The organism is Planktothrix agardhii (assembly GCF_904830935.1).
Taxonomy (GTDB): domain Bacteria; phylum Cyanobacteriota; class Cyanobacteriia; order Cyanobacteriales; family Microcoleaceae; genus Planktothrix; species Planktothrix agardhii.
Window position 1 is genome coordinate 2,110,271 of record NZ_LR882952.1, and the last position, 19,509, is coordinate 2,129,779.

Sequence of the window (19,509 nt, forward strand, 5' to 3'; positions counted from 1 at the left end):
CAACATGAACAAAATGACTAACATTCCCATCTGTTTCTACCCCCCTAACCCCCCTTACTAAGGGGGGGATAAGAGGAAGCAGGAAGCACCTCTAGCTACTCTTACTAAAGGGGGAATAAGAGGAAGCATCCCTAGCTACTCTTACTCAGGGGAAATTAAAAGCTTTTAGCCCCCCTTACTAATGGGGGTTGGGGGGTTATGTATTAAAGAACAAAATTATGATTAAATATGACTAAACTATATGACCGAACTTTATAACAGAAATTCTGAAAAAGAGAAACGACAATTTTTACGCAATAACATGACTCCTGCGGAACAAAAATTGTGGTTACAACTTAAAGGAAAGCAATTAGAAAACTGTAAATTTCGGCGACAATATAGTGTAGCTCAATTTATTATTGATTTTTATAGCCCAGAAATTAAACTTGCTATTGAAGTTGATGGCGACAGTCATTTTCAAGAAGGAGTGCAAGAATACGACCAAGAAAGACAACAGTTTATCGAGTCAGCTAGAATTACTTTTCTGAGGTTTACCAATGATGACGTATATGATAATATTTCAGCAGTTTGTGAAATCATCAGAGATAAAATTCAATCCTTGAGAAATCTTCCAGAAGCTCCCCCTTACTAAAGGAGGTGGGGGTTTTTTATTAAAGCCCCCCTTACTAAAGGAGGTGGGGGTTTTTTATTAAAGCCCCCCTTAGTAAGGGGGGTTGGGGGGGTAAAACAAATACAATCAGATAACCAAAATGACTAACATTCCCGGACTAAAAAAACTATGGTCAGAAACTAGAGGTGATCCTAAAATTTGTGTTGCTGTACTTGATGGTATAGTTGATCAAAATCACCTCTGTTTTGACGGTGCTGACTTAAACCGACTTCCTAGTTTAGTGTCAGGAGAAGCCAGCGAAAACGGTTCTATGTCCACTCACGGAACCCATGTTGCTAGTATTATCTTCGGTCAGCATGATTCACCAGTAACAGGCATTGCTCCCCAATGTCGGGGCTTAATTATTCCCGTATTTGCAGATGAAAGCTTGAGACTATCGCAGTTAGATTTATCCCGTGCCATAGAGCAAGCTGTTAATCACGGTGCTAATATTATTAATGTGAGTGCCGGACAATTAACTGATGCAGGCGAAGCAGAAAAATGGCTCGAAAAAGCTATAGAATTATGCCAAGAAAACAACGTATTGCTAATCGCAGCAACGGGAAATGATGGCTGTGAATGTTTGCACGTTCCCGCCTCTTTACCGACTGTTTTAGCAGTAGGAGCAATGGATGACCAAGGTAAGCCCGTTAACTTTAGTAACTGGGGAGACGCTTACCAAAAGCAAGGCATTCTTGCCCCTGGAAAAGATATTTTAGGTGCAAAACCGGGTGGTGGTACAGTCAAATTGAGTGGTACAAGTTTTGCGACTCCGATTGTCAGTGGAGTTGCCGCTTTATTACTGAGTTTGCAAATAAAAAGAGGAGAAAAACCTGACCCCCAAAAAGTTAAAACTGCCCTCCTAGCAACAGCCACCCCTTGTAACCCTAAAGACACCGATGATCAAAGTCGCTGTTTAATGGGAAAATTAAACATCCTTGATGCGATAGAATACTTAACAGGAGAAACAATGTCCGAAGACTTAGAATTAGAAAGCGTAGAAGCTTCTGGTTGTGGTTGCCAAGACACTCAAATTAACGAGTCTGAATTGGATAATCAACTAGAAACAGCATCAGAAATCAAACCTGATGAAATAGTTGCTTCTGTAACTACCCAAACCCCGATTAATATTCCTTCATTCCCTCAACAAACTACAAACCAACCTACCATGTCAAACCGTACTTCAAATTTTGTTACCGCCAGTGAAGCACCTAGCGAACTTGAAGGCAAAAACTTAGTTTATGCTTTAGGTGTATTGGGTTATGATTTCGGTTCAGAAGCCCGTAGAGATTCCTTTAAACAGTTAATGCCGGGTGTTAGTATTGAAGGAACAATGATTCCTGCTAATCCCTACGATGCTCGTCAAATGGTGGATTATTTAGGGGAAAATTTACCCGAAGCTAAAGCGTTAATTTGGACATTAAATTTAGAATTAACTCCTATTTATGCGATCGAACCCGTAGGCGGTTTTTCCCGTGATGTTTATGAAGTGTTACAGGGACTTTTAAGCGGACAAATTCAAGAAGAAAATAGCCCTGAATTTGTACAAAGAGTTAGTATTCCTGGTGTTTTAACCGGACGGAGTGTTAAATTATTCTCAGGGCAAGTTGTTCCCGTAATTGAGATTAATAATACTCGTGGTTTGTACGGTTGGAAAGTTAACTCTTTAGTTAGTGCTGCGATTGAAAGTGTGCAATCAGAAGCTGGTGATGCTCAAGAAGATGCAATTCGCCGCACCTTAAGCAGCTTCTTAAATCGGATTTATTATGATTTACGCAACTTAGGTACAACTTCTCAAGATAGAGCCTTAAATTTTGCTTCTACTAATGCTTTCCAAGCAGCCCAAACCTTTGCTCAAGCGGTGGGTGCAGGTTATGAATTAGATAGTATTACCGTAGAAAAGAGTCCTTTCTGTCGTTTAGATAGTGATTGTTGGGATGTGAAATTAAAATTCTTTGACCCTGAAAATAGCCGTCGCGCCAAAAAAATCTATCGCTTTACTATTGATGTTAGTGATACAATTCCTGTCACCTTGGGTGAAGTTCGTTCTTGGTCAAGTGCTTATTAACCCCCCCTACCCCCCCTTACTAATGGGGGGAATTAAAAATAAATAATCAATTAAGGATTAAATCAAATGAGATTACCTAACCTTTCCCCTCCAGTCAAAAGACCCGATGTTATTTATCCCCATCGCTCTGTAGATGTGGTTAACGGTACAGAAGAAGAATTACTTAGTATTAGATTGAAATTATTACACGGTGCAAATTACAATGATCCGGCGGCTTTTGCTCACAGAAGCTATCAACAACTTAAGTCTTCTGGTAGTTGTGGATGTGGATTTTAATATAGGTTGTTTATCTAACTTAAATTTAACTAGGAGTTAAGAGAATTATGAGCGAAGAAAAGAAGACAACGGCAGAAAATAAAGTGACTAAATCTGTTGGTAAACCCGAAAAAAAAGAAATTCAACAAGATTGTATGATGACTGGACTTTCGGATTATGGTTTTTGGTCACAAAAGGTTAAAGAAGAAGTTGCAGCCCGAAAAGAGCCTGATGCTCCTTTCCGTCGGGGTCGAATTTGGTGTTAGTTTTAGTGCGATCGCAATTAAGGATAAAGTGGGGGTAATTCATGAATTACTACCACTTTAGATTTTTGGGAGTTTGCTATGATCATCAAACTGGCATTCTTTTGACAAAATCTTGATGTTCTCCGGTTGATAAACCCTGTTGTAAAACAGCTAATACTTGAGCTAAATTTCCGGCTAATAAAGAATCTTTATCTAACCATAATCCAGGGAATACTTGAGAGCAAATGACACCATCTATATTAGGATCAAGTTGAATATATTCTCCATTATTTAATCTAAACCAATCAAATTGACAGTCATAAACTCGCCACACTAGATATTCTTGTACTTGATGGTGAAGATAAACTTGCAGTTTTTGATGTAAGTCAATGGAGACTGTACTAGCAGCAATTTCAGCAATTAATTCCGGCGCACCTTCTACATAGCCATCGTCACTAATGGTGGATTGTCCCCCCAGTTCAATTCTTAGCAGCGCATCAGGTTGAGGCTCGTTATCACCATCTAAACGGACTGTCGCATTGTCTCCCAATTCAATACCCGGTGTAGCTGACCAATAGTTTCCTAACCAAGTGATAATCCGAGCATGGGGATTTCCATGTTGGGTGATTCTAAGAGGGGATGCCATATAAACGATTCCTGCAATCAATTCTGCTTTTTGATGGTCAGGCATTGCTTGATAGCGACGTTCAAATTCATCACGAGTTAGTTTGTCGCCGTTTTCTAAGATCGGAATTGTTAAGTTTGTCGAAATTTCATTCGCAGCTATCATAAGTTTTTTCTGCTCTTTGCTATGCTGTTATTATAATTTTAATTCAGATAAGCTGATTGACAGCTAATCATAATTTCCTGAGTCCGGGTATAGGATTGTAAATATTGCGAAAACAGTTGACCATCAAAACTTCTAGGATCTCGCCTTTCCCCTGAACGGTCAACCGCTGCATGGGTTGTAATTCTAGCATCAGGAACCCCAGTTTTTGCTACTAACCAGGCTAAAGATTGATATTGTGCATTCGTATAACCACTGTGAGAATTAGCATTATTTCGACCATCCACAGGGGTTTCTAAAGAAACATGATAAGCAAAATTATTCACCGAAGGTGGACGTTTAGCATGGGTTTTTACGGTTTCCGTTCCCGTTGAACTAGCAAATACCGAATTTCCCGCGCCAAAAGCTCTTAAATCCGGGGGAACAATATAAACAATATCCCCAGTTAACATAATTAAAGTATGATAACTGGCTTGATTATCCTCCGAAGCTTGGGGATTTTGGAACAAATTTACCGCACTATAAACATCCGATACGGTTTCATGTAACACCACAATCGGGGCATTATTCACAGGCTGACCATTAATATCATATAAAAATCTTTGTCCGTAATTCGTCGCATTCGCCATGGCTTGATATTCATTGGGAGTGTAACCCGCCCCCCCTTGAAGATTGGCCGTTTGCACATCCGTTGGCCGACGAAACCGATATAACGTGACTGGATTAACGGCTGGCCCAGGTCTACCATTAACTGGGGGGTTCGGGTCGGGTTGTAGGGCGCAGGTTCCCTGGACAGGAATATTATTAGCATTAACCATCATTTTCGCTTCTGGCTCCTTCAACTTGGGCGGTTCTGGGGGTTTCTCATCGTCCACCAGTTTGACCTCTGCGGGTTTTGGGGGTGAAGATACCATTTCCGCCGTCACCCGCTCCAAGGTTACAGGAGCAGGCTGTTGTTGCCATAATGTCATCCCCTGTGCCAGAATCCAATCTTGATTTTTTAGTCCAATTGTTACCCCCACCGCCAGTAAATACAGGGTTAACAGTAGAATCGGAGTCCATTTTCTCATGGGTGAATTCAGCCCGGTTGAAGTGCAGTGTTTTCCAGTGTACAACAACAAATAATCAAGTAAAAAAAATCCACTGGTGATGAGCCAGTGGTGAGGAACGAAACGTGATTTTGGTGTGAGGAGTTAACTTGCCTTTGATTTATAGATTATCGTCACGATATGAAGTTAATGTGTCAATCCGATGACATTAATTTGACGTTTTGCCCATCTAAGCTAGACAACGAACGGGAGAAGTTTCTAATACCTGACGGATTATATCAGAAGTGACAATATCTGTCACCGTTGCGGCTCCGATGCGGGTCGGTAAAACAAATCGGACTTTTCCAGCTTTAACTTTTTTATCCGTTTGTAGACTCTCTAAAATTTCATCAATATTCAGTCCGGGGGGAAGTTGGGTCGGTAATTTCGCCTTTTCAATAATATCAAATTGACGGAGATCGCTATCTTCATCCCATAATCCTAATTTAAGCGCAATTTGACTGGCGGCTACCATACCAATTGCTACTGCTTCCCCATGAATTACCACGGTATATCCGGTTAAACTTTCGACCGCATGACCAATGGTATGACCATAATTCAAAATTGCTCTTAACCCCGATTCTTTTTCATCTTGACTCACCACATCGGCCTTACTTTGACAGGAACGGGTTAAAATTTCTTGTAATAATCCAGTATCCAAAGATTGAATATTATCTAAGTTTTGGGATTGTTCTAATTTATCAAATAATTTATGATCCCAAATTACACCATATTTAATTACTTCTGCCATTCCCGCTCTAAATTCTCGTTCAGGAAGGGTTTGCAAAACATCTGGATCAATTAATACTAATTTCGGTTGATAAAACGCCCCAATTAAATTTTTTCCTTGGGGATGATTTACCCCAGTTTTCCCGCCAATAGAAGCATCGACCATCGCTAATAAAGAAGTGGGAATCTGAACTACATTAATTCCCCGTAACCACGTCGCCGCCGCAAATCCGGTCATATCTCCAATGATTCCTCCTCCTAAAGCAACCATTGTGGAGGAACGTTCTAGTTTATGTTTTAAAGCCACATCATAAATTTTTTGCAGGGTTTGGGGAGTTTTATATTCTTCTCCGGCGGGAAGGGTACAAATAGCCACATTAAACCCCGCTTTTTCTAAAGCTGTGCGGGTTCGTTCTCCATAATAGTTAAAGATTTCCGGGTTAGAAACTAATAATATTTTTTTGCCTAAATTTAAAGGCGTGAGTAATTCCCCCAATCGCTCTAAATTTCCTGCACCGATGGCAATATCATAAGATAATAAACCTAAATTAACTCGAATCAACGACTCCATATTTTTTCCTTATTAACTCATTCTTAAAAATTGTATTCGATTTTTAACCCGTTACGGATAGTCACAGAATGATCACTCATGATTCAATAGAGTAATGTTTATGGAGATGTCTAATGATTACAGCCGATGGCGCGATCGCTTACCTGGTCATCTATGCGGGTGCCTTAGTCGCAGCAGCAGGAATCATGTTTACCCTGCGGGCAGTTAAACTGATTTAATTCTACCCTGTAGAGACGCGCCATGGCTCGTCTCTACCCGTTGTCGCGCCGTTGTTGCGCTTAAGCGCATCTTAATAGAGGCGTAAACACCTCACTACGTTGTTTAATTAAATCTCCTCCCCCTTCAAGAAAATTCGAGTTTGATCAGATAATCCCGCATTATTCCCTAATTTAACCCCAACAATTTGTGCTTGGGAAATCCCACTACGAAATAGATTAGCGCCCTGTAAATCTGCATATAATAAAATCGCATCTTTGAGATTAGTATGACGAACAATTGCATTTCTTAAAGACGCATAAGTGAAATCAACCTGCATCAAATTAGCTCGAGTTAAATCGGCTTTAGTTAAATCAGCATAACTCAGATTACTTTGGGCTAAATTAGTATCTCTCAGTTGGGAATTGATTAAAATAGCCTGACTTAAATTGGCTTGATTAACCATTGCACCCATGAGATTTACATTAGATAAATTCGTGGATTGTAGGTTAGCTTGAGATAAAATTGCCCGCTCTAAAATAGCATTTTCCAGATTAGCACCTTCGAGATTAGCACCTTCGAGATTAGCACCTTCGAGATTAGCACCTTCGAGATTCACACCTTCGAGATTAGCACTTTTTAAATTAGCCCCTTTTAAATTAGCCCCTTTTAAATTAGCCCCTTTTAAATTAGCTCGATTCAGGTTAGTCCCTTGTAAATTTGATTCTGATAAATCTACTTCAGTTAAATCAGTATTTTCTAAATTCGCTTCTTGTAAATTCGCTTTTATGATAATTGCTCCCATTAAATCAGCCCGATTAAAATTAGCGTGTTGTAAATCCGTAGAAGTTAAGTTAGCGTGTTTCAATTCAGCCCGACGAAAATCTGTTTTGATTAAATTAGCCCCGGTCAGATTCGTATAATTAAGATTAGAAATAAAAAATTTAGTTTCTGTAAAAATTCCCTGACTTAAATCCGCATGGCTGAGTTTAGCTAGACTTAAATCTACTCGAATCAGTTTAATAGATTTTAAATCCATATCGCGCAAATCTGCACCGCGTAAATCCTGACCTTTTAACTCAATTTCTTTGAGATTGGTACGGCGTAAATCTGGCCCTTTAAATTGAGAAAATAAACGATAGGTGTCTAATTCTGTTCCCGACTGAGTTCCGGGTTCTAAATCTTTAGTTTTGACTAAAAAATATTGGATATTTTCTGTAAATAAGGTAAAGACTAAATTAAAAATTTCTAAAAATTGGATTAAACCCTGACACTCGAATTCTGCATGGTCTTGATAGAATTGAACCAAATTAGCAATACAAATTTCTAAATAGGTTCGACAGGGACTCCCCAATAATACTAATTTCAGCAGTAAAATCACTAAGGTCAGTTGACTTCCCTGACGAATCATTAAGTTAAATAAAAATGAAGGAGGTTTCCCGGGTTCAATTAATAAAAACTCTAGCAGTCGGTTACAACTTCTAATAATCAGAGCCTTATTAACAATTTTCTGATCATGGAGACGGTACAGAGATTGCAATTTTTCTTCTATTTTTTCCCTGAGAATATTCGCCGGATATTGCTGACTGACATTAAACATCAAATATTGTGGCAAACATTGTTTAAATTTTTGATAATCAAAATCTTGAGTATTTTGTAAAAACAAGTTAGCCTGAGTCCCATAATTAAACACACGCTGGGTAGAAATTGTTTGTTTAATTAAATTTATGACTTCATCCCCAAGTTGGGTAGGATTATTCAGTTTGTGATTTTTACCCATTGGAGAGTCTAAACGGGTAATATACATCGCCAAATCAAATTTATATTTATCTTTAAGCTGTTTTGCTAAATTACGAGCGACTTCTTTTTGTTCCCTAGAATTGCGAGGATTAAGATATTGAGGAACTAATAAATAGGATTGATAACGGCTACTCCAATTATTGCGATCAAAATTCGCACATTGGAGTAAATTTTGATAATCTTCACTGTTTAAAAAGTTGTTCAGCCATAGAATTAGTCGGCTTTCTTGAATGGATAAACAAGTTTGATAAATATCCGGGGAGTTTGATAATCTTTGGATCAGGTTTTTAATCAACTTTTGCTGACGTTTAAGTAACCAATTATTAATCAGAATATAGCAACATCTTTGAATCGTTGAATGAAAGCAAGATTCTCCCGTTTCCACACTCAAAATAGTCTCTAAAGCTCTTTGCACCTCGGGCTGGCGTGGACACAGCAGGTAGAAAAATAGTTGTTCAAAGCCATCTAAAACGACTTCTGGACTGGAAGTTTGTACCCCATGCAGGAAAAACTCATAGATCACTTCTGCTGTCATCCCTAAAGAGACAGAAAAGGAGTGACCCGTAGAATGGTCGGAAGTGTGATAAGATTTGCTAATCAATTTTTTCCTGACCTAATAAACTGTTAGATGCCCGGAGTAAGAATACTCCCGCTAACCCATCCTTAACCCCTGAAAATCTATTAGTGATGCCGAGGGAATGGATTATTGCTCTACAAGAATCCTGTCTTCTCTGTGATGAAGAAGAAGTTCTACATTTAGTTCAACAAATTCCCTCGGAACACCAAACTTTATCCACCGGTCTGAGATATTTAGCCCGGGATTTTCAATTTCAACAGATTCGACAGTTAACCTTAGATAATCCTTAAGCTCAAACCCATTATTTAGACTCGTTAATAGCTAAGGGTCGATTTCCACCCAGCCCCGCGAGAATAGAAATGGCTTTGGCGTAAAAAGGATCTTGGGGTGTCCCAATTAACTTCGGATCAGTAGCCAATTGTTTTTTCTGATCATCGGAGATATCGACTTTAACATCAGGAGTGACCCCTTTGTGGCTAATATCAATACCATTGGGCGTGTAATAATGGGCGATTGTCACCGCCAACCCGGAACCATCGGACAGGGAAAACACCGATTGGACTAAAGCCTTGCCAAAGGTTTGAGTTCCCATCACCACACCCCGTTGATTATCCTTCAATGCTCCGGCTAAAATTTCACTAGCACTGGCAGAATTACTATCGACTAACACGACAACAGGTAATTTTGTGATCGAGGTGCGGTTATTACGAATTTCCTGGGTTTTGCCATTACGATCAACGGTACTCACAATTGCCCCCGTATCCATCCACATCCGAGCAATATCAATACTGGTACGCAATAATCCCCCAGGATTTCCCCGTAAATCCAGAACAAAAGCCTGAACATTTTCTTTGGTTAAGGCTTGAATCGCAGCTTGCATTTGTTCGGCTGCATGGGAATTAAATTCTCGCAGTTGAATATAACCAATTTTGCGATTTCCTTCGTTATTGACACGATAGGTAACGGTTTCTAATTCAATTCGGGCGCGAGTCAGGGTCAAATCAAATTCTTTTTCTCCTTCCCGTCCCATGCGTAAATTGACATTTGTGCCAACAGACCCCCGAATTTTATTGGCCGCTTGTTCCACGGTCATACCCGTGGTGGAGACTCCATCAATAGCAAGTACCCGATCCCCCGACTGAATTCCCGCCTTGATGGCCGGAGAATTTTTAATCGGTTCGACAACGGTAATCGCTTTGGTTTTTTCATCCAGGGTCAACTGCATTCCCACCCCAGAAAGTTCCCCGGCTGTTTGATTCGTCAACGCTTCATACTGTTTGGGATCCATGAAGCGGGTATAGGGATCTTGGAGTTTTTCTAGGGCTTTTCGCAGGGCTGTATAGGCTTCTTCCCGGGAAGTATAGTTCTTGCTCAGGAGTTCTTCCCTTTGGGCTTGCCAGTTAACTTGGTTAAACTTCCCATCAACAAATTCTCGAAAAACAAGCTGCCAAGCCTCATCCAATACGGCTTTAGGACTATCTTTGAGGGGGGCACTGACGCTACTACTCCAAGCGGGCATGACGAAAGCGGTAACGGCTGCGATCGCGCCTGTAAATAAGGCCTGACGGAGCGGAGAAAAGCGTTTAACGTTTTGATTCATTGAGTCTCCCTATATCGCTTGATATCCTTAACTTCTCGTTAGAGTTAGGATTGAAAGCCTAGATTTAATTTTAAAGTGATCTGATTCTGAATTGACTGGCTAAAGGAAAAAACGGGTTAAGATTGGTGATCTTTACTGTTTTCCCACGCAATTTTTCCCGATTTAAGAGGGATTGACAACAATCAAGTCATGCCAGATCCCGATCTGACCCATTACCAAATTTAGGGGATGCAAAATCGTTGCCTGAAAAAAACCTCTAGTTGCTCCCTCATAATGGCGTGTCGATTTTCCTGACTAAATTGTTTTAGCTGCTCTGATTATAGCTCGACTTAGAATTGGACGGGTAGGGTTACTATTAAATCGGGTCAAAAAATTCATGGTATTATTGCAAAAGCACCAGGAGTTCTAGCAAAAATTGTGGTTCGTCTTTTAGTTAAGTCTGCTTTGCCAAAAGGATTATCTTTTCTGATGCCGATGGCGATCGCTGGAATCGCCTTAGTCAGTATTATGGGAATACAGCTCTATGCTCCGGGCGGGTTGGAAGTTTCTCGGGTGCAAACGGCACAATTGGATAAGGAAGCTATAATCGCAGCCCAACAACAGAAAGAAAGGGAGGCGGCGCGGTTAGGATTACTAAAAAAATCACCCACATTGGGTTATGGGAATTTACTGGCGGGTTGGACATTTTTAAACTTTCTACAATATTTTGGGGATAATTTAGCCCGTGAGCAAACAGATTATGAACTGTTAGATAATTATTTCGAGGTCATCGTGGCTCACGATCCCCTTTGGGTGGAAATGTATAATTTTTTATCGACATCGGTTTCTTTTTACCAAGCCCGACCTGATTTAACAGTTAAACTGATAGAACAGGGGTTAAAGTCTATTTCTCCAGAAAAAAATCCTCGATCTTGGTTAGTTTGGAGAACTAAAGGGGTTGATGAATTATTATTAATTGGAGATACTCAGGCTGCAATTAAATCCCATGAAATGGCAGCAAAATGGGCAGAAGGAACACCGGATCAAGATTTTGCTCCTCGTTTACGAGAATTTGCTGAAATTTTAAGAAAAAATCCCGATAATAAATTAATCCGCATTCAATCTTGGTTGATGGTTTACAGTGCTACACAAGATCAGCTAGTTAGAAAAAGAGCGATTCAAGAATTAACTAAATTAGGAGTTAAACTGGAAGTTCAGAAAGATGGGGAGTTAAAGTATACTATTCCTGATGAATCTCCAAAAGCTGAAATTAAAAAGAAATAAAATAGTTTGGTATTTAAACTATATAATCTAGCGAGGAATATTTGATTTCAAAACCCGCGTCGGCGGGTTTCGTCTGTGTAGCGACAGATTTCAATCTGTCGGAATCTGAAAACTATAACTAATTTCTAAACCATCGCAATAGGGGAAGAATAAAATAGTGAGTTATCCCCAAACAGAAAGCTGTTGCGCCACTGAGTAAGGCCATAAACCCTAAATTATGCCGAAATTGGGGTAAATTAAAGTTTTGCATTTCGGTAGGAAACTTTAACATCTCTTGAGGCAAAAAAATATGAAATTGATTAAAACCCAAAAATATAGTAGTAACGGTTAATAAAACAAATATCCCCTGAAATATTTGATCACTGCGTAACCCTAAACCTAAAGTTACTAACCCGGCGGCTATTCCGAAAGGGAGTTGATGAAACAATTCTTCCCATCCCGCAATATCTGTATCTTTTGTATTTTCTAACAACTGATTAATCAGTTGTCCACTAGCTCCCCCCACAATATAACCTAATATTCCCATGATTCCAGCTAACCAATAACGGCGACGTTGACCAAACCCTCCAGCATTGGTTAATCCAATTCCGGCGCCTAATCCGGCGAATCCCCAAACCAATACTTCCGCACCTAAAATTATGGGATCATTATCTAAAGTTAGGGAATCATTCGGTAAAATCTGGCGTAATACTTGGTCTAAAACTGGAGTAATTTGGTCTGCTAATCCCGGAAAACAAAAAACTAATATTGATCCAATTATTGTTCCTACAATTGATCCGGTTGTGGTTAAGGCAATTTCCCAACTGGTTTCGACTAAACCCCGAACAGAATGTATGGTTAATTTTCCTAGTCCAAATACCAGTTGAATTAATTTTTTATCCCATTTAATTAAAGTCGTTGTCAGGGTATCAAGAAACCGTTGATGGGAAGACATCATTCGTCGAGGATGTTTTTTCTGTCGAATAATTCTAAAAATATCCGTTTGAATTTCTTTAGCGGTTTGGGGACGTTGACGGGGATCGAGTTGCACCATCCGATCTAATAAATGAGCAAACCCAGGACTCACCTGGGCTTTTTCTCGCCAACGTAATTCCCCGGTGTAAGCATCATCTAAATCCCCGGGAAATTGACCAGTTAATAAATGAATACAGGTGCGCCCCAAGGCGTAGAAATCCGTGGCTGGCCCAACCATCGCCCCCATCACCTGTTCCGGGGGACTGTATCCGGCGGAAATTAGGCGGGTGCTACTGCGGGGGCTACTTTCGCGATCGCCATGGGGGATAGGGCCAATTTGTTTTGCACCTCCAAAGTCAATCATCACCAGTTGGGTGTCCGAAACTTGGCCCCCCTTGCCGCCAGATGTCATCCGTAACATCAGGTTTGAAGGTTTGATGTCTCGATGAATAATTTGATAGCCATGCAATTCCCGTAGGATATCTAAGGCTTGGGAAAGCCAACTGATCACCCAGTCTTCGGGACAGCCTTGGGGATATTGCCCTAAAATTTCCTGTAGGGTGTGGCCATGAATCTTTTCCATTACCAAACAGGGAAGATGGCCTTCGGAGACGTTACGTTTTTTTAAATAAAAATAGCCATCTGCTTCGACCCTAGGCACTCCTGGGTGGCGTAATTGGGCTAAAACCTCCGCTTCTTGTTCAAAGAGTTCTAGGGCTTTGGGGGAGGGTTCCAGCAGGACTTTCAGGACTTTTTCGGTTTGGGTTTTGAGATCCCAGACGGTATAAAGACGGGAAAACCCCCCAGTCCCTAAATTATGTAAGGGAATATAGCGTTGGTTGAGTTGTAGGGGGGCGCCGCAACTCTGACAAAATTTATTCCCCCAAGGTTGATTTGAGGGATGGGAGCATTGGGGATTAATACAATGGATGGTGGGTGAAGTCACAATGGGCGGTGAACAGTGATTGGTATTGAGTTAACCACCATCTTAACGAACAGTCTTACGGATCACCCAGTTTTGTTTTAATAGACTTCAATCAATCATTAATTAATTTACTATAGACTATATACTATTTATAAACCTTGAGACTTAAACTACTACCAATCTGAAGTGGACAAGACTTAATTTTCATCGCCTAACCTGAATTTAAAATACGGAATTACTGATGATGTTCTGCTTGACAAAAGACTATGATTGTGCAATCTAAATTTTAGAAAATAGTTAAGTAAAATCACTTATTCTGTTATCCAGAATTTATTTCATAAGACTTAATATAAAAAAAGTCATTTTGGTGATATGTAAGCGAAAAAATAACAGGGATTTGAGGTAAATCTGGCAAAACAAGAAGAAATATAAACAAATGTTATAAAAATATTAAAAATATTCAACGTTGCAATGACTCGTTTCTTGATACTATTTTAATCAATTGCCAATCCGTGCATAAAATAATCGATTCCTAAACAAAGGGAGCTTTAAGGGAGATATGTCTTACTCTCAAACACAAACCAAGTCCAAGTCTGGCTATAAAGCTGGTGTACAGGACTATAAACTGACCTATTACACGCCTGACTATACACCAAAAGATACAGACGTTCTGGCTGCCTTTCGGATGAGTCCTCAACCTGGAGTCCCCCCGGAAGAAGCTGGTGCTGCTGTTGCTGCTGAATCCTCGACTGGAACTTGGACAACGGTGTGGACGGACTTACTGACTGACCTCGACCGCTATAAAGGTCGTTGCTATGAAGTCGAACCCGTTCCCGGTGAAGATAACCAATATATCTGCTACGTTGCCTATCCTCTGGATCTGTTTGAAGAAGGTTCCGTTACCAACTTACTGACATCTTTAGTCGGTAACGTATTTGGTTTCAAAGCCCTGCGGTCACTGCGTTTAGAAGATTTACGCATCCCCATCGCTTACCTGAAAACCTTCCAAGGCCCTCCTCACGGGATTACCGTTGAGCGCGATAAATTAAACAAATACGGTCGTCCTCTGCTCGGTTGTACGATTAAACCCAAACTCGGTCTGTCTGCGAAAAACTACGGTCGCGCCGTTTATGAAGTTCTGCGCGGTGGTTTAGACTTCACCAAAGACGACGAAAACATCAACTCCCAGCCCTTCATGCGCTGGCGCGATCGCTTCCTGTTCGTTCAAGAAGCCATCGAAAAAGCTCAAGCAGAAACCGGGGAAATCAAAGGCCACTACTTAAACGTGACCGCCCCCACCTGCGAAGAAATGATGGAACGGGCTGAATTCGCTAAAGAAATCAAAACCCCGATCATCATGCACGACTACCTTACAGGTGGTTTCACTGCTAATACCAGCTTGGCCAAATGGTGTCGTCGCAATGGCATTCTGCTGCACATTCACCGTGCGATGCACGCTGTGATTGACCGTCAGAAAAATCACGGGATTCACTTCCGTGTGTTAGCCAAATGCTTACGGATGTCTGGTGGTGACCACCTGCACTCGGGAACCGTTGTGGGTAAACTCGAAGGGGAAAAAGGCATCACCATGGGCTTCGTTGACCTGATGCGTGAAGATCACGTTGAGGTTGATCGCTCTCGTGGGATCTACTTCACCCAAGATTGGGCTTCTATGCCTGGTGTTATGCCCGTGGCTTCCGGTGGGATTCACGTTTGGCATATGCCCGCCCTGGTGGAAATCTTCGGCGATGACTCTTGCTTACAGTTCGGTGGTGGAACCCTCGGACATCCCTGGGGTAATGCTCCTGGTGCTACCGCTAACCGTGTGGCCCTCGAAGCTTGTGTTCAAGCGCGTAACGAAGGTCGTAACCTGATGCGTGAAGGCGGCGACGTCATCCGTGAAGCTTGCAAATGGTCTCCTGAACTGGCCGTTGCTTGCGAACTCTGGAAAGAAATCAAGTTTGAGTTCGAGTCAATGGATACCGTCTAATTGATTCCAGATTGAAGATTGAAGATTGAGGATTTTGGATTGTGGGTCAGACTTGACAAGTCAGGTCGGTTGTGGTTACAACTCAATCCAAAATCTAAAATCTAAATCCATCATCAAGAGGGTTAGGGTCAGCCTATGGACATCAAACAAGTTGCGAAAGAAACATCAAAAGTGCTGGCAAGTTACCTGACCTATCAGGCTGTAAGGATTATCACGGATCAACTATGGGAAACTAACCCTGGACAAGCGATCTGGCTGAGTGAATTTTCCTCAACCGGGAAGATTCAGGACGGAGAAGCCTATCTACAGGAAATGCTCCAAGAAAATCAGGAGATGGCGTTTCGGATGATGACGGTACGGGAACATCTCGTGCAGGAAGTAGCCGATTATTTACCGGAAATGGTTCGTGAAAATATTCAAAAAGCCAATATAGATTATCGGCGCCAGTATTTAGAACGAATTACGCAACTGAGTAGTGTTGAATCTAACCCAGAAATCGAATTACAAACCGATTCAGAACCGAACCCCGACTTGCGGTGAGTTTCAAGGATGATGACCACTGCGATCGCCTATTAACCTTTAGTGGATTTAACTTTAGAAACAACAATGCGGACATTACCAAAAGAACGTCGTTTTGAAACGTTATCCTATCTTCCCCCCTTGACCGATGCTCAAATCGTCAAGCAAGTCCAATATATTCTGGATCAAGGATATATCCCCGGTGTGGAGTTTAGCGAATCTTCCGAACCCACCCAACATTATTGGACGCTGTGGAAACTGCCTTTATTCAATGCCACTACTTCTCAAGAAGTTTTGAATGAAGTTCAAGCTTGCCGCCAAGAAAATTCTAAATCCTATATCCGTGTGATGGGTTTTGATAACGTGAAGCAATGCCAAGTGTTAAGCTTCATCGTCCACAAACCCAGTAGCTCTTTATACTAAGTAGGGTTTGAGATGGAATGAGTTAGGGCGACATGAATCATCCCCTAACTCGCTAATTTCTTAAAACTATTTTAGAACTTGAGCCAAATTCAAGCAGGGGATTTCCCTGCTTTTTTTAGTCAGAAGCTTTAAAATTAAATTTTATAAATCCAACTTAATTTAAACAGATTTTATGTGGCGTCTCTGGAACTTTTTTAAAAGAATTCGTCCTCAAATTCTGAGGTTATTTTTAATAATTGTTATTGTCATTGGTATCGCCTTTCGATTTGTGGCTTTAGATGGAAAAATCTATTGGCATGATGAAGTTTATACTACCTTGCGAGCCGCTGGATATACGGGTGAAGAATTTGCTCATGAATTCTATCAAAATCGTATGGTTTCCCCCATTGATCTCCTCAAATATCAACAACTTAAACCGGGTAGTACCCCCCTAGATACCCTCAATTCCATAGCTACAGAAGATCCTCAACATTCTCCCTTTTATTTTTTATTAGCACGGGTTGGGATGTTTTTATTCGGTCATTCCATAATTACTTCTCGCTTTTTACCCGTTTTAATTAGTTTAATTTCCCTGCCTTTTATGTATTTATTGGCTTGGGAATTATTTCAATCTCCACAAACCGCTTTACTAGCTACGGCTTTTTTAGCCCTATCTCCCTTTGATATTTTATTTGCTCAAACCGCCCGACAATATAGTTTATTCACCTTACTGGTAATTGCCAGTGGTTATGCTTTACTCAAAGCAATTCGTTGGCGACATCCGCTATTTTGGGCGGGTTATAGTTTAGCCTGTATTTTTGGACTCTATACCCATGTTTTATTCGGGTTAACCATGATGGGTCATGGGGCTTATATTCTGTTACTGAGTATGGAGTCCTCACGATCTTTTGGAAAACGAAAACGCTTTCCTTTTTATCAGTTATTATTGGAATTTTTAGGTGCTATTGTGATCGCTATTTTGGCTTTTAGTCCTTGGTTAATTATTTTAATCAATAATTTACAACGGGTGATGGATGTTACTAATTTGTCGAGTTATCCCACCAGTTTACTAAATTTAAGCAAGTTTTGGATTTTGAGTTTTACTTCTGTATTAGTTGATATAAATTTCGATTTCAACAGTATTCAGATGTATTTACTTAGACTTCCTTTTGTGATATTGATTGTGGTGGCATTATTTAAAATTAGTCAAGAAACTAATCGAAAAACTCGCCTATTTATTTGGACATCTATTTTAGTTCCCTTTTTCATGTTAGCCTTACCCGATGTGCTTTTAGGGGGAGGACGTTCCGGGGTAACTCGCTTTTTAATTTCCTGTTTTCCTGGCGTTCAATTATCCATTGCTTATTTGTTTTCTACTCATATTAAAAATAATAAAAATTCCTTAATTGATGGAGAAATATTTTGGCGATCACTCCTAGCCATAGTTTTTACATTTAGCTTAATTTCTATTAGTATGAGTGCTAATTCTCAAAGCTGGTGGCATCAAATTCCCAGTTCTGAAAATCCTCAAATTGTTCAACGATTAAATAAAAATAAATCTGCCACTCTCATTGTTGATCGCGGGAGTGATTATACAAATTTAGGGAATATTATTTCTCTAAGTTATGAATTAAACCCTGATATTAAACTAATGATGGTTAATTCCGAACCCAATCTATTATTACTCCCCATAGGGCCAAAAGTTTTCGTTCTTAATCCCTCCGAGGAATTACGCCAAATCATTAAAAATGAAAACTATCAATTAGAAAAAGTTGATCAACAATCACAACTCTGGGAACTCAAGTAACAAAATCTTGACTTAAAAAAAATAGTGTATAATAAGACTGAATTAGATTATAAAAGGATAGTTATATGACTGCCAACTTAATTCAAGCGTCATCTCCATCTATCGCAAGATTAGAAGAAACTTTAAAGTATTATCAAACTATTAATGTGATAAATTTTGATCAGGAATCTTATCATTGTTATTTTGAGTTATTGCGTCAAAAAATTCGGATTGGTACGCAAGATTTACGCATCGCTGCTCTTGTAATGGCAAATAATGGAATTTTAGTAACACGAAATCGACAGGATTTTGAACGAGTTCCTGGGTTGAGGTTTGAAGATTGGAGTATTGAAAATATGGGTGTTTAAAGGGTGCGATCGCATCTTTAAAACAATAATTTTTAGTTAAATTATTCACCTAAATTCCATACTGTTGTACCAGGAGTTACTGTTACTACAAAGGCTTTCATCATCACTTTTTTCTCACCTATTTCATTACAAGGCATTTGATTAGCATTGATAAAATCAAATACTCTTAAACTATTAACACAAAAAGATAAATCAGGCAAATTTGAATTCCAAAATCTAGTTTCGCTTTGTCCGTACATATAAACACTACCTGTATAGCTTTTTCCTACATCAACCTCTTCACATTTACTCGGATAAATAGTCAACCATCCCTTTGTTCGCAGTTCTGTTCCATTATTTCCATCCCAGTAACCCACTGCAAGATTAATCGTTTCGCCACGAGTTTGATTACAAAAACGAACAATTGTTGTTTGAGGTAATGGGTCGCGTTGTGTTTGTAACCTATCTCTTTCTCGCTGAAGATTTTGAATCTCCAGGTTAAGTGAAATAATATGTAAACCCAACTTCAAACCAGCGAAGAAGACTAAACTAAAAACCATTCCTAAAAAAATAGCTGTAATAAAACTCAACTTACTTTGCTTCTTTTTAGCATCAGAGATTATTGTTTTTTTTACAGGTTTTGAAATGGGTTCTAAAGCAACTAAATTTTTACCTCCACAAATATCACATTCTAAAGGTAATACATCTACTCTAAACTCATGAGTGCAAGTCTTACATTTATAAAGAGACATAAGAATT

Annotated in this window: 19 protein-coding genes; 12 read left to right on the forward strand and 7 right to left on the reverse strand. The window is 39.9% G+C overall.

The genetic code is table 11. The annotated features are described in order from the left end of the window. Positions 1-241 precede the first annotated feature (241 nt). The 4 genes from NMG88_RS09765 to NMG88_RS09780 all read left to right on the forward strand — a co-directional run bounded on the left by NMG88_RS09765 (position 242) and on the right by NMG88_RS09780 (position 3,238). The gene (locus NMG88_RS09765) at positions 242-631 is read left to right on the forward strand and encodes an endonuclease domain-containing protein (protein ID WP_042155598.1); all 390 of its coding nucleotides are present in this window, start codon (positions 242-244) and stop codon (positions 629-631) included. 118 nt (positions 632-749) lie between these two features. Further along, entirely contained in the window at positions 750-2,717 is a 1,968-nt protein-coding gene (locus tag NMG88_RS09770; protein WP_254035378.1) for a S8 family peptidase, read from the forward strand. A gap of 66 nt (positions 2,718-2,783) precedes the next feature. Continuing rightward, positions 2,784-2,993 (forward strand): cyanobactin biosynthesis system PatB/AcyB/McaB family protein, encoded by a 210-nt coding sequence (locus tag NMG88_RS09775; protein WP_026786025.1) that lies wholly within the window; start codon positions 2,784-2,786, stop codon positions 2,991-2,993. A 47-nt stretch (positions 2,994-3,040) separates the two neighbouring features. Beyond that, positions 3,041-3,238, forward strand: a complete 198-nt coding sequence (locus tag NMG88_RS09780) for a cyanobactin biosynthesis PatC/TenC/TruC family protein (protein WP_026794797.1) — start codon at positions 3,041-3,043, stop codon at positions 3,236-3,238. An 85-nt stretch (positions 3,239-3,323) separates the two neighbouring features. Here NMG88_RS09780 and NMG88_RS09785 read toward each other — a convergent pair whose 3' ends face one another. From NMG88_RS09785 to aroB, 3 genes are all read right to left on the reverse strand, one after another. Beyond that, positions 3,324-4,007, reverse strand: a complete 684-nt coding sequence (locus NMG88_RS09785) for a Uma2 family endonuclease (RefSeq protein WP_026786023.1) — start codon at positions 4,005-4,007, stop codon at positions 3,324-3,326. Positions 4,008-4,045: 38 nt separating this feature from the next. Further along, positions 4,046-5,074: a peptidoglycan recognition protein family protein gene (locus tag NMG88_RS09790; RefSeq protein WP_254035379.1), complete on the reverse strand. Its 1,029-nt coding sequence runs from the start codon at positions 5,072-5,074 to the stop codon at positions 4,046-4,048. 208 nt (positions 5,075-5,282) lie between these two features. After that, a complete protein-coding gene (aroB, locus tag NMG88_RS09795; protein WP_042155591.1) occupies positions 5,283-6,392 on the reverse strand; it encodes a 3-dehydroquinate synthase in 1,110 nt (369 codons plus the stop codon). A gap of 113 nt (positions 6,393-6,505) precedes the next feature. Between aroB and petL the strand changes: the two genes are divergently transcribed. After that, positions 6,506-6,610, forward strand: coding sequence for a cytochrome b6-f complex subunit PetL (petL, locus tag NMG88_RS09800; protein ID WP_071782514.1), 105 nt, complete (start codon positions 6,506-6,508; stop codon positions 6,608-6,610). Between the two features lie 107 nt (positions 6,611-6,717). Here the strand turns inward: petL and NMG88_RS09805 are convergent, their stop codons facing one another. Next, positions 6,718-8,988 (reverse strand): pentapeptide repeat-containing protein, encoded by a 2,271-nt coding sequence (locus NMG88_RS09805; protein ID WP_144390480.1) that lies wholly within the window; start codon positions 8,986-8,988, stop codon positions 6,718-6,720. 20 nt (positions 8,989-9,008) lie between these two features. Between NMG88_RS09805 and NMG88_RS09810 the strand changes: the two genes are divergently transcribed. Then, positions 9,009-9,254, forward strand: coding sequence for a hypothetical protein (locus NMG88_RS09810; protein WP_488168651.1), 246 nt, complete (start codon positions 9,009-9,011; stop codon positions 9,252-9,254). 11 nt (positions 9,255-9,265) lie between these two features. Here NMG88_RS09810 and ctpB read toward each other — a convergent pair whose 3' ends face one another. Further along, entirely contained in the window at positions 9,266-10,564 is a 1,299-nt protein-coding gene (ctpB, locus tag NMG88_RS09815; RefSeq protein ID WP_042155587.1) for a carboxyl-terminal processing protease CtpB, read from the reverse strand. 417 nt (positions 10,565-10,981) lie between these two features. Between ctpB and NMG88_RS09820 the strand changes: the two genes are divergently transcribed. Further along, positions 10,982-11,827 (forward strand): hypothetical protein, encoded by an 846-nt coding sequence (locus NMG88_RS09820; protein WP_227365100.1) that lies wholly within the window; start codon positions 10,982-10,984, stop codon positions 11,825-11,827. Between the two features lie 118 nt (positions 11,828-11,945). Here the strand turns inward: NMG88_RS09820 and NMG88_RS09825 are convergent, their stop codons facing one another. After that, positions 11,946-13,727, reverse strand: coding sequence for a serine/threonine-protein kinase (locus NMG88_RS09825; RefSeq protein ID WP_254035380.1), 1,782 nt, complete (start codon positions 13,725-13,727; stop codon positions 11,946-11,948). Positions 13,728-14,265: 538 nt separating this feature from the next. Here NMG88_RS09825 and NMG88_RS09830 point away from each other — a divergent pair. From NMG88_RS09830 to NMG88_RS09850, 5 genes are all read left to right on the forward strand, one after another. After that, positions 14,266-15,696 carry a form I ribulose bisphosphate carboxylase large subunit gene (locus tag NMG88_RS09830; protein ID WP_042155582.1) on the forward strand — a complete coding sequence of 477 codons (1,431 nt, stop codon included), beginning with the start codon at positions 14,266-14,268 and terminating at the stop codon, positions 15,694-15,696. A gap of 135 nt (positions 15,697-15,831) precedes the next feature. Next, positions 15,832-16,236 carry a RuBisCO chaperone RbcX gene (gene rcbX / locus NMG88_RS09835; RefSeq protein WP_026786016.1) on the forward strand — a complete coding sequence of 135 codons (405 nt, stop codon included), beginning with the start codon at positions 15,832-15,834 and terminating at the stop codon, positions 16,234-16,236. 66 nt (positions 16,237-16,302) lie between these two features. Beyond that, positions 16,303-16,638, forward strand: a complete 336-nt coding sequence (locus NMG88_RS09840) for a ribulose bisphosphate carboxylase small subunit (RefSeq protein WP_026786015.1) — start codon at positions 16,303-16,305, stop codon at positions 16,636-16,638. A gap of 172 nt (positions 16,639-16,810) precedes the next feature. Then, a complete protein-coding gene (locus tag NMG88_RS09845) occupies positions 16,811-18,424 on the forward strand; it encodes a glycosyltransferase family 39 protein (RefSeq protein WP_235751817.1) in 1,614 nt (537 codons plus the stop codon). A gap of 65 nt (positions 18,425-18,489) precedes the next feature. Then, the gene (locus NMG88_RS09850) at positions 18,490-18,771 is read left to right on the forward strand and encodes a type II toxin-antitoxin system VapC family toxin (protein WP_227381333.1); all 282 of its coding nucleotides are present in this window, start codon (positions 18,490-18,492) and stop codon (positions 18,769-18,771) included. Between the two features lie 41 nt (positions 18,772-18,812). On the opposite strand, the gene NMG88_RS09855 is transcribed toward NMG88_RS09850, so the two are convergent. Beyond that, positions 18,813-19,502, reverse strand: a complete 690-nt coding sequence (locus tag NMG88_RS09855) for a DUF1036 domain-containing protein (protein WP_235752950.1) — start codon at positions 19,500-19,502, stop codon at positions 18,813-18,815. Between the last annotated feature and the right edge of the window lie 7 nt (positions 19,503-19,509).

Coding starts and splice junctions, on each gene's coding strand:
- ctpB (WP_042155587.1), bottom strand. CDS start 10,564: ATGAATCAAAACGTTAAACGCTTTTCTCCGCTCCGTCAGGCCTTATTT.
- NMG88_RS09765 (WP_042155598.1), top strand. CDS start 242: ATGACCGAACTTTATAACAGAAATTCTGAAAAAGAGAAACGACAATTT.
- NMG88_RS09830 (WP_042155582.1), top strand. CDS start 14,266: ATGTCTTACTCTCAAACACAAACCAAGTCCAAGTCTGGCTATAAAGCT.
- NMG88_RS09785 (WP_026786023.1), bottom strand. CDS start 4,007: ATGATAGCTGCGAATGAAATTTCGACAAACTTAACAATTCCGATCTTA.
- NMG88_RS09850 (WP_227381333.1), top strand. CDS start 18,490: ATGACTGCCAACTTAATTCAAGCGTCATCTCCATCTATCGCAAGATTA.
- NMG88_RS09840 (WP_026786015.1), top strand. CDS start 16,303: ATGCGGACATTACCAAAAGAACGTCGTTTTGAAACGTTATCCTATCTT.
- petL (WP_071782514.1), top strand. CDS start 6,506: ATGATTACAGCCGATGGCGCGATCGCTTACCTGGTCATCTATGCGGGT.
- rcbX (WP_026786016.1), top strand. CDS start 15,832: ATGGACATCAAACAAGTTGCGAAAGAAACATCAAAAGTGCTGGCAAGT.
- NMG88_RS09855 (WP_235752950.1), bottom strand. CDS start 19,502: ATGTCTCTTTATAAATGTAAGACTTGCACTCATGAGTTTAGAGTAGAT.
- NMG88_RS09845 (WP_235751817.1), top strand. CDS start 16,811: ATGTGGCGTCTCTGGAACTTTTTTAAAAGAATTCGTCCTCAAATTCTG.
- NMG88_RS09780 (WP_026794797.1), top strand. CDS start 3,041: ATGAGCGAAGAAAAGAAGACAACGGCAGAAAATAAAGTGACTAAATCT.
- NMG88_RS09775 (WP_026786025.1), top strand. CDS start 2,784: ATGAGATTACCTAACCTTTCCCCTCCAGTCAAAAGACCCGATGTTATT.
- NMG88_RS09770 (WP_254035378.1), top strand. CDS start 750: ATGACTAACATTCCCGGACTAAAAAAACTATGGTCAGAAACTAGAGGT.
- NMG88_RS09790 (WP_254035379.1), bottom strand. CDS start 5,074: ATGAGAAAATGGACTCCGATTCTACTGTTAACCCTGTATTTACTGGCG.
- aroB (WP_042155591.1), bottom strand. CDS start 6,392: ATGGAGTCGTTGATTCGAGTTAATTTAGGTTTATTATCTTATGATATT.